The sequence below is a fragment of the Methanospirillum sp. genome, from assembly GCF_035560735.1.
GTDB lineage: Archaea > Halobacteriota > Methanomicrobia > Methanomicrobiales > Methanospirillaceae > Methanospirillum.
Map to the genome: position 1 here is coordinate 1 of NZ_DATMYY010000074.1, position 12,823 is coordinate 12,823.

A 12,823-nucleotide genomic window follows, 5' to 3' on the forward strand; every position below is an offset into this window, starting at 1 on the left:
ATATAAATGTCAATGGAGTATGAAGAATCAGATTACTGACCTTATCGGCCTTAAGATATACTCTGAGAACGGAATGTTCATCGGTGAGGTTGAAGACCTTGTTCTTGATATCGATTCAAAGAGGATCGATTCAATAGCGGCAGGAAAGCTCAATCCTGAAGTCATTGAGGTCAAGACGCATAAAGGTGTCAAGATACCCTTCAGGCTGGTTAAGAGCATCTCTGATGTGGTAGTAATTCGTCACATTCAGAATATGTTTAAAGAGGATACAGATCTCTGATCTGTTCAATAATCTGCAATATTACAGATTCTGAATCTGACTCTCCCGATATGTGCAACCTTTCGCCTGGAGTAGGGCAGGAATATTTGTGAAAGAGCGGGAGATATATACAGGAATTAAAGCCCTTGCACCTGTCATAATTAGGTTAGATGGCAGGGCTTTTCACCAGTTTCTTGCGCAACTGTCGCTCAAACGCCCTTTTGATGAGGGTTTTTCCATGGCAATGGTATCTGTCTGCACTTCACTTCTGACTGAAAGCGGGCTGTCACCTCTTTTTGCATACACATTCTCTGATGAGATCAGTATCTACCTTGATGAACTGCCATTTGAGGGGCGCGTTGAGAAACTTACATCAGTGGTCGCTTCAATTGCGTCAAGTTGCCTGACCATGGCATTAAAACCAGCATCACCTATCTCGTTTGATGCACGTATCATCCCTGTTGAGAAGAGTATGGTAGCAGACTACCTGACCTGGCGTCAGAAAGAAGCCTGGCGTAATCATATCAATGGATATACTCAGGTACTCCTTCTCCAGGGCGGCCTAAACCGGACAGAAGTCCAGCGTCAACTGAACGGTGTCGGAGCACGGACACTTCATGAGATCTGTTTTCAGCATGGGGTAAATCTTGCACAGACACCTTCCTGGGAACGGCGGGGGATTATGGTGTACCATACTCTGATCACCAAAGAAGGATACAACCCTGTCACGAAAGAAAAGACGACGGCAATCCGTAGAAAGGTGCATGTTGATCGTAGCCCACCTGTTTTTTCATCAGAAGAAGGAAAAAAATTTGTCAGTGAGATAATAGGGTCATAGTTTAATTGAACTTTTTTTTCCGCATTTTTTCGTATACGATCAGACCTGAGATACCCGCTTCAGAATATACTCGTATACCTGCTGGCAGTTCTCAAGCATTGATACTGGAACCCGTTCATTTACTGAGTGAAGAAGATTCAGGTCACCTGGTCCATACATTACTACTTCTGCCCCATGAACCCTGAGGTATCGGGCATCTGATCCAGCCTGACTTACTCCCGGATCTGCTGGTACGTGAAGCACTGATTGTATCCCATCACAAAGAAGTTTTGTAAGCGACCCTGGCCTGCTGATTGAAGGTTCTGATGATTCCAGGATCTCAATTACGGCATCAGGAGCTGCAGCATGCATAAGCGGGATCACCTCATTGATCTTACATCCCCATGGAATTCGCATATCCAGTGAGAGATTACAGTGCTGGGCAACTACGTTCATTCTCTCACCTCCTTCAATAAAACCTGGATTAAACATAATCCGGGAGAGGATCCGGTTAGCATCAGATGCCTTCAGTCCAGTCAGGTTCTCAAGGGCTCTGCCAGTAGTTTTGACCGCATCTGCAGCTACTGGATCGAGTGGCCAATCACGCTCGTGCAGCGTCTGGCAGAAGTCGAGATAACGGCAGGCCTGCATTATCGCAGAATTACCCAAAACCGGGTGCAGAGCAGCATGTCCAGATTTACCTGAAAACTGAATACGGGTCCTGAGAACTCCTTTCTCTCCGATTATTGGAGATGCAGGGGGTGTTGGTTCGGCTATGATCGCGTTGCATGGTTTTAGGATCCCTTCACCAACAAGTTGTTCCATCCCGAACTCGCCTTTCCCCTCTTCGTCTGCGACGAATGCGATGTCAACACCGGGATCTCCTTCTGTATCGATAATATTGTTGAGTGCAACAAGAAGAGCTGCACATCCTCCCTTCATGTCGGTTGACCCACGGCCATGCACAAATCCATCTTTTATTAAACCGGCATATGGTGGATATGTCCAGCCATCATCGAGGGCTGGAACAACATCTACATGGCCACAGAGGAGAAGCTTCCCTTTCGGTTCAGCAGACAGGAGATTGTGTCTTCTTCCTCTGGTAACAGTCCGTGTTTTAAGGCCAATTTTATCACAGAATTCCCTGATGTACGCGATAACCTCGTCAGTATAACCGGGTGGATTATCAGATCGTATCTGGACCAGATCTGAACATATCTTGGTAACATCAGCGGTATTTTTCATCTGCAAGACCTGGTGAACTCATCCAGTTTTGCTGCAACAGAAGAATTTTTGTATAAAGCAGATATGTAGGATCGTTCAAACATCTCATCAATCATGATCTGAAGAGTTTCAGGTGGAACCGGCCTTCGTTCATCAGGGTTCAGGATTATTCTAAATGATCTGTATGAGGCAGGATCGGTGGATGAATAGATCTTCTGGATAAACAGGGGGAATTTTTCATAATCCTCTGGATGATTGGCTTCAAGCCAGATCATAAATTTAGGAAACACTCCCATTGGTTCGTCTTTTCCCTGGTCTGTCCGGTGTTTGAGATATTCACGGCTCATCAGGTTACGTGGAGAATCTGCATTGAACGCAAGGACTGATATCGAATAGTCAAGATGTGCCATTGCATCAAAATACCAGAAACTGAGAACCGGATGAAAATCAGAGGGGTCTTCGAGGATTAGAGATTTGTTGTACAGGGCCTGGAGTACCCGGGCGTACTCGTTGACTTCCAGCATACACAAAAGTAGACGGCAGAAGATAAAAAGCGTCTCTGCCGTCAGGAGTTGTACGGTTCTCTGAGGCCTATTGCCTGCTTAAAGAGAGCGTCAAGTTCTTCACCTTTCTTTCCTCTGATATCCACTAGGTTATCTGATCTGAGAAGGCAGGGTTTCAGTTTTCCGTCAGAAGTGACCCTGAGCCTGTTACAATGTTTGCAGAATTCGGAATTGTGAAAAGGTCTGACAAACTCGATCTCTGCCCCGCTATAGCAGTATTTTTTCCGGTGATGCATCCTTCTGGTGATCACCCTTTTAGATGATGCCGCGATATGATCCTCGAGATCTGAGAGATCTGCATGGTATGGACAATCTCCAAGATCCATCAGTTCGATGATCTGCAGAATCATATGGCGGTCGTTTGCCACCAGTTTGATGAAATCGTCGATCTCATCCTCATTGATCCCTTTCAGGAGCACCATATTGATCTTTATCGGAACCAGGCCTGCCACCTTTGCAGCCTCAATTCCTGCCAGGGCATCATCCAGACTGTCAACACCTGTGATCTTTTTGTAGGTCTCATGCCTTAGACTGTCAAGACTGATGTTTACCCTGGAAAGACCTGCCTTGAAAAGATCCATGGCCATTGGGCCAAGAAGTGTTCCGTTGGTAGTAATGGATGATTCTATCCCTGCAGGAACACTTCTGAAGATATCAAGGATGTCCTTTCTGAGCAGTGGTTCTCCGCCGGTAAATTTTACCGACCTGATACCAAGCCGCTCTGATGCCAGAAGAATCTCCCTGATGTCATCAATTGACATCGGGTTCTCTGGTTTGCATTCTCCTTCACGATGGCAGTAGATGCATCTGAGATTGCATCCGGAATTCAGACTGATCCTGATATTGCTGACAGGTCGTTGAAAATTATCCCGAACAGCCATCAATCACCCGATTCTGTTACTTCTTCCTGAGCGTTAGGATCTAAAAGATCGTCCCTTCCTGCGATGAAGTTTCGGGCAATGATGTAGACCTCAGCACTTCCCTTTCTGCTTGAATGGGTCTTATGCGTAGTTACGCGGAAAAATTCGTCTTTTACTTTCCGGTAGATCCATGGAAAATCTTCACCCTGGAACGTTTTCATCACAAGGTTTCCACCCGGGCAGAGCACCTGTATAGCAAAGTCAAGAGCCATTTTGTTGAGGTCTATTGCTCTTGCCTGGTCGTACGATTTATGCCCTGATAATTTGGGCGAAGCATCGCAGACCACAAGGTTTACAACCGGCAGCAGGTCCAGAACCCTTGCAACTATTGTGGGTTTTGAAAAATCCCCAACCAGAGTTATCACTCCTTCCAGTGGCTGGATTGGGTTTAGATCAATCCCAACGATCTGCCCTGATGTATTCTCTTTTAGAATCTGAAGCCAGCTCCCTGGTGCTGCACCAAGATCTACCACATTATCCTGTGGTCGCAGAACTGCGTTTCGTTCTAAAATCTCTTTTAATTTGAATGAAGCTCGGGAACGGTATCCCTGCTTCATTGCCTTCTGGTATACCTTATCCCTACCCCATTGAGAACCCATATGCCGCTCTTATCCACTTTATTTGTAAATATTACTCAGACCAGCACTTATATGTGCGTCAAACTAATATTGTTAGAACAGTAGGGAGCGCAGATGCTGAAAGGAACAATAAACGCCGATACTTTTCGTGATTCTATCGACGCCGTCGCTGCTCTGGTAACCGAGTGCAGAATGCATTTCTCCGAGCAGGAGGTGTGGATCAGATCTGTCGATACCGCAAATGTTGCAATGGTCATTCTCACCCTCCAGCGTGAAGCGTTCAATACATACGAAGCTACACCAGGGGAGCTTGGACTCGATATCACAAAGATGAAGAATATCTTCACAATGATGGGAAAGGCAAGTGAAGTAAGTCTGGATTTTCCAGATGGAGCTAATAAGATTGAAGTCAGGTTTGAAGGGTATCATTATGCCATCACCCTGCTTGATACAAGCACCATCAAAAAGGATCCCAACTCACCAGGCATAGAACTCCCAGGTGTTGTGACTGTCCCAGGATCAGACCTCTACAATACTATCAAGTCCGCAGCAGTGGTTTCAGATAAGATGTGGCTTGGTATTAATCCTGATAAGAAGGTCTTCTATATTATTGCCGAAGGAGACAGTGACCACATTGAGCGTGAGTTTTCTGCAGATGAAATGATATCCTGCAATTATTCACCAGCCCGCTCCCTCTTCTCAATTGATTACCTCAAGGATATGGGAAAAGTCATGGCACATGCATCTGAGGTAACCATTCACCTGGGAACTGATCACCCGGTAAAATTCTCATTTGATATTGCAGGTGGAAAAGGACACGTTGAGTACCTGCTCGCACCACGTATCGAAGCTGACTGATGCATGGTAGCACTTGACCTTCGAGACCTTGCAAAATATCCTTTTTTAAAAGAAGCACAGTCCTTTATCGCTGCAAATACTGCCTCTCTTGACCAGTATCTTGAATCTTCTGCAGGTCGTCTTGCGGTAAAGGAAGCATACGATATTGTTTCAGCATCGATCAGGTTTAATCCCCGTCAGCCTCCTGAAGATCTGTCTGAAGTTCCTTCTGAAGCTGAAGCAGTCAGAATTATTATTTCTGCATACCCTGCCAGCCGGTTACTGGTCTCCTGTTCTGGTGATAAGATGCTCATTGATCGACTCTGTCGATACCAGTCATGGAGAGTATATCGTTATCTGCAGGATGAGGATCCAAAAAAGAAAGAAGTGATAGCAGCCAGTCTTGGACTATCCGGGAGCTCTAAAGAAATTCCGGTGATTCAGTATGTTGAGATAGCCTCCCGGCTCACTGACGACAGATGGCGACTGGTAAACCGGGTTGTGGAGAAAGGGATTGTCAGGATTCACAGCGATGAGATCGATGAGATCCTGAGGGAACGTCTCAGGGTTATCATGAGTCAGAACCTTCCACTCAAAGTTCCGCCGTCTCTCTGTATTTCCTTACAGCCGATAATTGATCGAATAAAAACCACAATACAGGAACGAATGCTTGAGGAGTTTGGATCTGTGGAAGAGTCTGCATTTCCTCCTTGTATCCAGGCAATCATCGCAGCTCTTGTGCAGCGGACTCATCTGACCCACATGGGAAGGTTTGCAGTGACTGCTTTTATGCATAATATCGGGATGGAGAATACCAAGATAGTTGAACTTTATGGACATGTGCCTGATTTCGATCTCTCAAAGACCATGTACCAGGTGGATCATATATCCGGCCTGGGAGGGAGTGGAACTGAATACGTATCTCCCCAGTGTTCAACGATGAAAACTCATGCACTCTGTATTCATCCTGATGCTCTCTGCAAAAATATTACGCATCCTCTCACGTATTACAAACAGAAAAAACGAATGGTTACTGTTCCCAAAAAGAAGATAGGGATAGCAGGTTCAGGGGGTAACATTCCTGATAAGGAATCCGCCCCCGCTGATAACAGCGATAAACAGGAAGAGCGCAATAAGGTACGCCGTACTGCCGTGGAGGAAGGCGGGAAGAACAATGAGGACCACAAGGAAGATAATCAGGCTTAAGACACCAACTACAGCATCAAGCATCCACCGTTTCATAATCTGACCATAACATCAGTTTATACGCATAAGTAAATGTCTGAGCAAAAACTCGTAAGAAGTGATCCTGAGCCTGGATTTATCTGTATTCTAAAACTTTATTCTGGTGATCTATGAACCATTATCAGAATTCCGAAGAGAAAGAAACAGAGATCGCGAGCAGCAATCTCGTCCTCACTTGTGAACTGGAGTCAGTGATAGAGTCCCTGAATCAAATAACACATTCAGAGATTGTACCTTCAGGCGGGATTGTGATGGCATATGCCGGGCAGGGCGCCAGAACCATTGATGACGTGTCTGCCATAGTACACGGGTCTATCATCTCTTCGGAAGATCTCCCTGTTTGCAGGATGGTCCTGACTGCTACACGGTTTGATCCAACAATCCGGTGCGTGGCGATTGTGAGATATAGCCCAAAGATCATAGAAATCGCTGATAGGATGCTGCTGGAGATCTCTGGATTTAATCGCGCCCAGGAACCTCCAGGAGATTCTTCGCATGATTGGGGTGTCGCTTTCTGCTGCGAGAAGAGCGATGGCGTCCCTGATCTGATCTATGATACCGGGTGTGCAGGAAAAGAGCCCCTGATCCGTTTGCTAGGTGAGAATCCTACTCGTGTTTTAGCAAGTATTAATAGGATCTTAACGCGCATTATAACTACAAATTTTACAGAGGAATAATCAATGGGTGTAAAACCAAGTTATATAAAGAGCATCGGTGCAGAACTTTTGGAAAACCACCGCGAAAAGTTTTCTGGCGATTTTGATGAGAATAAAAAGGCCGTAAGTTCAGCCACTGATATTCCGACCAAGGGTGTGCGGAACCGCGTTGCAGGCTATATCACAAGAAAGGTAAATACCGGAAGAACAGCATAAATTACCCTCATGTTTGAGGGCGTTTTCCCTGCGCTCATTACTCCTTTTCAGAGGAACGCCGGGAAAGATCTTGATGTGGATGGACTCAGGTCCAACATAACTTTTCTTTTGCAGTCTGGAGTCCACGGGTTGGTGCCATGCGGCTCAACCGGAGAATCTGCCACACTCAGTAGTGCAGAGCACGAGAAGGTAGTGGAAGTAACCCTGGAAGAGGCCGGTGGAAAAGTTCCAGTCCTTGCTGGAACTGGTTCTAATAACACTTCAGAAGCCATCAGATTTACCAAGGCTGCAAAGGATGCCGGAGCTGATGGCGTCCTGGTCATAAGCCCCTACTACAATAAGCCCAACCGGTCAGGTCTTGTGAAGCATTATACCGCCCTGGCTGATCTGGACATCCCGGTTGTAATCTATAATATTCCGGGAAGGACTGGCCAGAATCTTGCCCCTGAACTGATTGCCGAACTTGCTAACCATCCTAACATTGTAGGCGTTAAAGAGGCCAGCGGGGACATCAATCAAATATCATCCATCATAGAACTGACCCTGGATAATGATTTTTCTGTGATATCTGGCGATGATGGTATGACTCTGCCTATCCTCAGTCTGGGTGGCGACGGGGTCATATCAGTTGCAGCAAACATTGTCCCAAAGCCGATGATAGAGATGTACGATGCTGCGAAGAAAGGAGATTATGATACTGCCCGTAGTATTCATTACAAACTTGCGCCCCTCATCAAAGCACTCTTTATCGAAACTAATCCGGTTCCAATAAAGAAAGCTACTGAAATGAGAGGCTTGGCAGCAGGTCCGGTCAGGCTCCCACTGGATGAAGCGAGTCAGACAACAATTGAAAAATTACAGGAGGTGCTAGCTCAATATGATTAAAGTAGCTATTTGTGGTGCGTTCGGTCGTATGGGTATGACAATCGGTGGAATTGTCACAAAAGATCCCGAAATGCAGTTAGTAGGTGGCGTAGATGTGCAGGAAGGTGAAGTTTTTGGCGTTCCTGTAGTCTCTGCCGGTACGTTTGCAGCATTTCTCTCTGAAAGTAAGCCCGATGTTGTCATTGATTTTACTGTGGCTGCAGCGTCAGCACAGAACATACCCGTTGCCGCAGCAGCAGGATGTGCCATCATTCTTGGAACAACCGGCCTGAATGCTGATCAAAGCAAGAACATCAGGGAAGCTATTGCCAAGGGAGGAGTCCCGGCAGTCATCTCCACGAACTACTCTATTGGAATGAATATCCTCTGGTTACTCGTAAGGGAAGCTGCACAGCGGCTTGGTGACTATGATATTGAGGTTACCGAAGCTCACCACCGGTACAAGAAGGATGCACCCAGTGGTACTGCAAAGACAATCCTCGAGATTCTTCAGGAAGAAGTCGGCCCCAGGGAAGAAGTCTATGGGCGTGAGGGTATGACTGAGCGGGGCAATGAGATCGGCGTTCATGTTATCAGGGGCGGGGATATCGTCGGCGATCATGCTGTGATGTTTACCAGCAACTTTGAGACAGTCACTCTCTCCCACCGGGCATATGATCGGGGTGTCTTTGCCCAGGGAGCAGTCAAGGCAACCAAGTGGATTGTCGGAAAGAAACCTGCTGTATATGGCATGAAAGATGTCCTCGGTCTTTGAAGAAAGACAAAATCAGGTCGAAAATTTTTTTATATTCCTAAACAGAGTCATTAAGAGATTTCCATGACTGCGATAATAAACAAGGATACCTGTACCGGTTGTGAGACCTGCGTTGATGAATGCCCGGCTGTAGCGATCTCAATGAAGGATGACAAAGCCGATGTAAACACAGATCTCTGCGTAGACTGTGGTTCCTGTGTGGATGTATGTCCTGCAGAAGCCATTTCAATGGATTAAATCATCCATTTTTAATAACTATTCTCTCCAATGTATCGGTATGATCAGTGTAGGGGTTCTTGGTGCAACCGGGGCCGTTGGGCAGAGGTTTGTACAACTCCTTGCAGGTCATCCGAATTTTGAACTCTCAGTGTTGACCGCATCCAAACGGAGTGCAGGAAAAAAATACCGCGATGCTGCTTCATGGCGGCTCGAAGTTCCATTTCCTGAAGATGTCGGCGACATCATTGTATCAGATACTACTGTTGAGGGTCTGAAGAAGGTTGACCTTGTGTTCTCTGCACTTCCTGCAGACCTAGCCGGAGAAGTAGAGATGCAATGCGCTAAGGCAGGGATTGGAGTCTGCAGCAATGCGAGTACATACCGGATGGAACCTGATATTCCTCTGGTTGTACCAGAAGTCAATGCCGATCATCTCGGGATGATCGATCTGCAGCGTGACAAAGGAACAGACGGGTTCATAGTAACTAATCCAAACTGTTCAACTATCATGCTCACCTGTTCACTGGCACCTCTTCGAACGTTTTCGTTCTCTGATATCAAGGTAGCCACAATGCAGGCGATATCTGGAGCTGGTTTTGAAGGCATACCGGGAATGGCAATCTTTGATAACCTGATTCCTTACATTGGCAACGAGGAAGAGAAGATGGAACGCGAGACTCTGAAGATCATGGGCACCTTTGACGGGGCCGAAGTTCAGAATGCTCCATTCTCAGTTAGTGCCTGCTGCAACCGTGTCCCGGTTATTGATGGACATTCCATGTCTGTCTGGATTGATATCAAAGATCAGGTTGAAAAAGTGGAGAAAGCCTTCAGAACATGGAAGTCAACACTCCCGGATCTGCCCACTCTTCCGGAAAAGTCAGTTGATTATATTGATCTTCCAGATAGGCCACAGCCACGGCTAGACCGAATGAAAGGAAAGGGAATGACGGTGTCTATCGGCAGGGTACGGCCGGGAATCAGGTACCAGGCCATGGGTCATAATACCATCAGAGGAGCGGCCGGGGCCTCGATTCTGAATGCAGAAGTGATCTGTGACCGGGACTACTTGTGATTCTCATTCAGCCACAATGACATACGTGCAGGACGATAACATCATCTTCGTGGGTAATAAGCCAGTCATGAATTATGTTCTGGCTGTTGTTACCCAGTTTACCAATGGTGCCCAGGAAGTATTTGTTAAAGCACGAGGAAAGGCGATTTCACGGGCAGTTGATACGACAGAGATTGCTCTGGGTCGGTTCCTGCAGAATGTGGAGAAACGATCCATAACAACCTCGACAGAACAGGTTGATACCGAGAATGGTAAGACCAATGTCTCATGTATAGAGATTGTTCTGGTATTACGATCAGAAACTGGTCAGGTACCGCTCTGATTCCAAATTTCCCGAAGGCTTTTAAGCTTCCGAACCGTACCATATGAGAATGATCAGGAACAGGTGGGCGTTCCTCCTTATATTTTTTCTCCTTTTCGGAGCTTCTCATACGCTCGCCGCAGAGCCTGAAACGCATGGATATATCGATATCCACAATGTTACTATTTCCCTAAAATCAGGATATGCTGATGTGCATGTCACGTATACCCTGGATGATGCATTCAGGTTTCTCATCCTCATGTTCGGAGAGAACGATGTGAAAAATCGTCTCTTTTCGATGCTTAACTTTGAGAATGCAACACTTGTCCGTATGGATTATGATTCTGCAGATCTCAAGGTGTATGATACCAAACCTGTGTACGGCGATGGTCTGTACTGGTTCCCTGCTCATAAATTTGGAACAACAATTCCAAACCTGACAATCATATCAAATCAGTCCACTCAGCATCTGCAGAACGTATCAAAAATTCCGAGTGGGATTGTATATTATTAATTTAGATCTGAGGGTGATGTAATGACAGATGACCTGATCAGTCTCACACTCTTTACATTATCTTCAATCCTTATTGTGGTAGACCCTATTGGAGCGATGCTTGTATATCACTCCCTGACTGGGCATATGGAACCACAAAACCGGAAAAAGGTTGCTGTATCTGCCTGCCGGCTCTCAACGGTGGTTCTCCTTTTCTTCACAATATTTGGATCCAGTCTTCTGTCATTGTTTGGGATAACAATTGAGGCATTTACAATAGCAGGCGGGGTCCTGCTCTTTGGAATCGGGATGGAGATCGTCTATGCCAAAACATCCCGGGCCAAAATGACTGAAGCAGAAAAGCATGAGAGTTACGAAGCTGAAGAGATCTCATCCATGCCACTTGCATTTCCCATGATTGCCGGACCTGGCACTATCACTACAGTCATCGTTCTCTCCAAAAATGTTTCATTGATATCAGAGCCGGTACGCCTGGCGATCATCCTGGGTTCTGTTTTAATTACAATGACCTTTACCTACCTGCTCTTGGTCTCTTCAGAACAATTCACAAGCAGGATTGGACAGCGTGAATATCGGGTGGTAAGCAGGCTCATGGGAATTTTGCTTATGGCTATTGCAGTTCAATTCCTGATAAATGGGATCTCAACAGCTTTCCCATCTCTTATCAGGTAATGCCCTTGATATTATAACCGGGAAAAAAAGTTAAGCCGGAAATGCTTCCTGGCCCATCTCTTCATAACACTGTCTAAACAGTTCACGAGTTTCAAGTGCTTCATCGCGATTCAGCTTCTGAATTGCAAAGCCCACATGCACCAGAACAAAGTCTCCTATTACGACATCTACGAGATCAATCCGGATTTCCTGTTTAAGTCCTCCAAAGTCAACAAGTGCAATATTTCCTTCTTTTATCTCAATTATTTCAGCTGGAACAGCAATACACATAGATAAACCTCGGATCAGATCTGCCGGAATATTATTCCAGGTACAGTCTTCAGATTTTTGCTCTGTAACGATATATATCTGATTATCCGGGTTTCATGTCAAAATCCAAAAATCAAATCTTAACAACTTCAATGTCTTAATTCGTATGGGTCTGAAATTGCAAAAGTAAGAGGTTTAGTCTTTGAGATACTGATCCAGTTCAAAAAGAAGGAAGAGATCCACATCTGCACTCGACCCAACCCCTACTTCAAATGGATCATCCATGTCCTTGATAAGGAAGAAGAGTCCGGTGATCATGGCCGTAATCGCAGCAATAAGCAGTACACTCTCAATCAGCGAATCACTCTTGATAAACAGAAGAATTAGGATTACAAATGATATTGCCATCTCTGATATCGCGTAAGCGGCAGGAATAAAATCTGTATCTTTGATCTGCTTGATGCGGTTGAAGGTCCTATCAATGGCGGTTAATTCATTACGCATCTTTACAAGGATTGGTGGCGCCACATTTTCAAGAGAAAGTGCAGAAATATCCCTGTTTATCTCAAGAGTTACATTATTTAGTGATATCAGGTCCCAGGTATTTAATCGAAAGTTTGATACAACTTCTTTATGGAGGTTTCTGATGTGGGACTTAAACCGGTCAATAACTTCCTGTTTCACGGTAGGAAACATACAGGAATCAAGGTACAGGGATTTGATTGAGGCTGCTAGTTCACTTGGAATCTTCTCACTTTCTTTGTAATCAGTGAGTGTTCCGGTAAAAATCACTGCGATAGTGAATATTACTCCAGTTACCAGGGCAGAAGTTATGGAAT

At 45.6% G+C, this 12,823-nt stretch carries 19 protein-coding genes; 13 read left to right on the plus strand and 6 right to left on the minus strand.

The annotated features are described in order from the left end of the window. Together VN429_RS02075 and VN429_RS02080 are read left to right on the plus strand one after the other, a co-directional pair. The coding region (locus VN429_RS02075) for a PRC-barrel domain-containing protein (protein ID WP_325629267.1) at nucleotides 1-280 on the plus strand (280 nt) is incomplete at its 5' end. 88 nt (nucleotides 281-368) lie between these two features. Then, nucleotides 369-1,097: a tRNA(His) guanylyltransferase Thg1 family protein gene (locus tag VN429_RS02080; protein ID WP_325629269.1), complete on the plus strand. Its 729-nt coding sequence runs from the start codon at nucleotides 369-371 to the stop codon at nucleotides 1,095-1,097. Nucleotides 1,098-1,136: 39 nt separating this feature from the next. Here VN429_RS02080 and VN429_RS02085 read toward each other — a convergent pair whose 3' ends face one another. The 4 genes from VN429_RS02085 to VN429_RS02100 are packed head-to-tail and all read right to left on the minus strand — an operon-like array spanning nucleotide 1,137 to nucleotide 4,382. Next, entirely contained in the window at nucleotides 1,137-2,321 is a 1,185-nt protein-coding gene (locus tag VN429_RS02085) for a M20 family metallopeptidase (protein ID WP_325629271.1), read from the minus strand. Next, nucleotides 2,318-2,824, minus strand: a complete 507-nt coding sequence (locus VN429_RS02090; protein ID WP_325629273.1) for a hypothetical protein — start codon at nucleotides 2,822-2,824, stop codon at nucleotides 2,318-2,320. The genes VN429_RS02085 and VN429_RS02090 overlap by 4 nt, the downstream gene beginning before the upstream one ends. A 41-nt stretch (nucleotides 2,825-2,865) precedes the next feature. Then, complete coding sequence (moaA, locus tag VN429_RS02095; protein WP_325629275.1) at nucleotides 2,866-3,744, minus strand: GTP 3',8-cyclase MoaA; 879 nt, start codon at nucleotides 3,742-3,744, stop codon at nucleotides 2,866-2,868. Beyond that, on the minus strand, nucleotides 3,744-4,382 hold the full coding sequence (locus VN429_RS02100) for an RlmE family RNA methyltransferase (protein ID WP_325629277.1): 639 nt from the start codon (nucleotides 4,380-4,382) through the stop codon (nucleotides 3,744-3,746). The genes moaA and VN429_RS02100 overlap by 1 nt, the downstream gene beginning before the upstream one ends. Before the next feature lie 93 nt (nucleotides 4,383-4,475). On the opposite strand from VN429_RS02100, the gene VN429_RS02105 reads away from it, so the two are divergent. From VN429_RS02105 to VN429_RS02155, 11 genes are all read left to right on the plus strand, one after another. Further along, a complete protein-coding gene (locus VN429_RS02105) occupies nucleotides 4,476-5,219 on the plus strand; it encodes a DNA polymerase sliding clamp (RefSeq protein WP_325629279.1) in 744 nt (247 codons plus the stop codon). 3 nt (nucleotides 5,220-5,222) lie between these two features. Beyond that, on the plus strand, nucleotides 5,223-6,404 hold the full coding sequence (gene priL, locus VN429_RS02110) for a DNA primase regulatory subunit PriL (RefSeq protein ID WP_325629281.1): 1,182 nt from the start codon (nucleotides 5,223-5,225) through the stop codon (nucleotides 6,402-6,404). A gap of 149 nt (nucleotides 6,405-6,553) precedes the next feature. Continuing rightward, nucleotides 6,554-7,120, plus strand: a complete 567-nt coding sequence (locus VN429_RS02115) for a thiamine-phosphate synthase family protein (RefSeq protein ID WP_325629283.1) — start codon at nucleotides 6,554-6,556, stop codon at nucleotides 7,118-7,120. Nucleotides 7,121-7,123: 3 nt separating this feature from the next. Then, nucleotides 7,124-7,315 (plus strand): 30S ribosomal protein S17e, encoded by a 192-nt coding sequence (locus VN429_RS02120; RefSeq protein WP_325629285.1) that lies wholly within the window; start codon nucleotides 7,124-7,126, stop codon nucleotides 7,313-7,315. Between the two features lie 9 nt (nucleotides 7,316-7,324). Then, nucleotides 7,325-8,200, plus strand: coding sequence for a 4-hydroxy-tetrahydrodipicolinate synthase (gene dapA, locus VN429_RS02125; protein ID WP_325629287.1), 876 nt, complete (start codon nucleotides 7,325-7,327; stop codon nucleotides 8,198-8,200). Beyond that, nucleotides 8,193-8,954 (plus strand): 4-hydroxy-tetrahydrodipicolinate reductase, encoded by a 762-nt coding sequence (gene dapB, locus VN429_RS02130; protein WP_325629289.1) that lies wholly within the window; start codon nucleotides 8,193-8,195, stop codon nucleotides 8,952-8,954. Before dapA ends, dapB begins: the two co-directional genes overlap by 8 nt. A gap of 63 nt (nucleotides 8,955-9,017) precedes the next feature. Next, a complete protein-coding gene (locus VN429_RS02135) occupies nucleotides 9,018-9,191 on the plus strand; it encodes an indolepyruvate ferredoxin oxidoreductase subunit alpha (protein ID WP_325629291.1) in 174 nt (57 codons plus the stop codon). 40 nt (nucleotides 9,192-9,231) lie between these two features. Continuing rightward, entirely contained in the window at nucleotides 9,232-10,248 is a 1,017-nt protein-coding gene (gene asd, locus VN429_RS02140) for an aspartate-semialdehyde dehydrogenase (protein ID WP_325629293.1), read from the plus strand. Nucleotides 10,249-10,264: 16 nt separating this feature from the next. Continuing rightward, nucleotides 10,265-10,570: a DNA-binding protein Alba gene (gene albA / locus VN429_RS02145; protein WP_414675288.1), complete on the plus strand. Its 306-nt coding sequence runs from the start codon at nucleotides 10,265-10,267 to the stop codon at nucleotides 10,568-10,570. Between the two features lie 49 nt (nucleotides 10,571-10,619). Then, nucleotides 10,620-11,063: a hypothetical protein gene (locus VN429_RS02150; protein WP_325629296.1), complete on the plus strand. Its 444-nt coding sequence runs from the start codon at nucleotides 10,620-10,622 to the stop codon at nucleotides 11,061-11,063. A 21-nt stretch (nucleotides 11,064-11,084) separates the two neighbouring features. Further along, nucleotides 11,085-11,735, plus strand: a complete 651-nt coding sequence (locus tag VN429_RS02155) for a MarC family protein (protein ID WP_325629298.1) — start codon at nucleotides 11,085-11,087, stop codon at nucleotides 11,733-11,735. A 30-nt stretch (nucleotides 11,736-11,765) separates the two neighbouring features. Here VN429_RS02155 and VN429_RS02160 read toward each other — a convergent pair whose 3' ends face one another. Both VN429_RS02160 and VN429_RS02165 read right to left on the minus strand, forming a co-directional pair. After that, nucleotides 11,766-12,005 carry a HypC/HybG/HupF family hydrogenase formation chaperone gene (locus tag VN429_RS02160; RefSeq protein ID WP_325629300.1) on the minus strand — a complete coding sequence of 80 codons (240 nt, stop codon included), beginning with the start codon at nucleotides 12,003-12,005 and terminating at the stop codon, nucleotides 11,766-11,768. Nucleotides 12,006-12,179: 174 nt separating this feature from the next. After that, nucleotides 12,180-12,823: hypothetical protein (locus VN429_RS02165; RefSeq protein ID WP_325629302.1), on the minus strand; the 644-nt coding region annotated here is incomplete at its 5' end.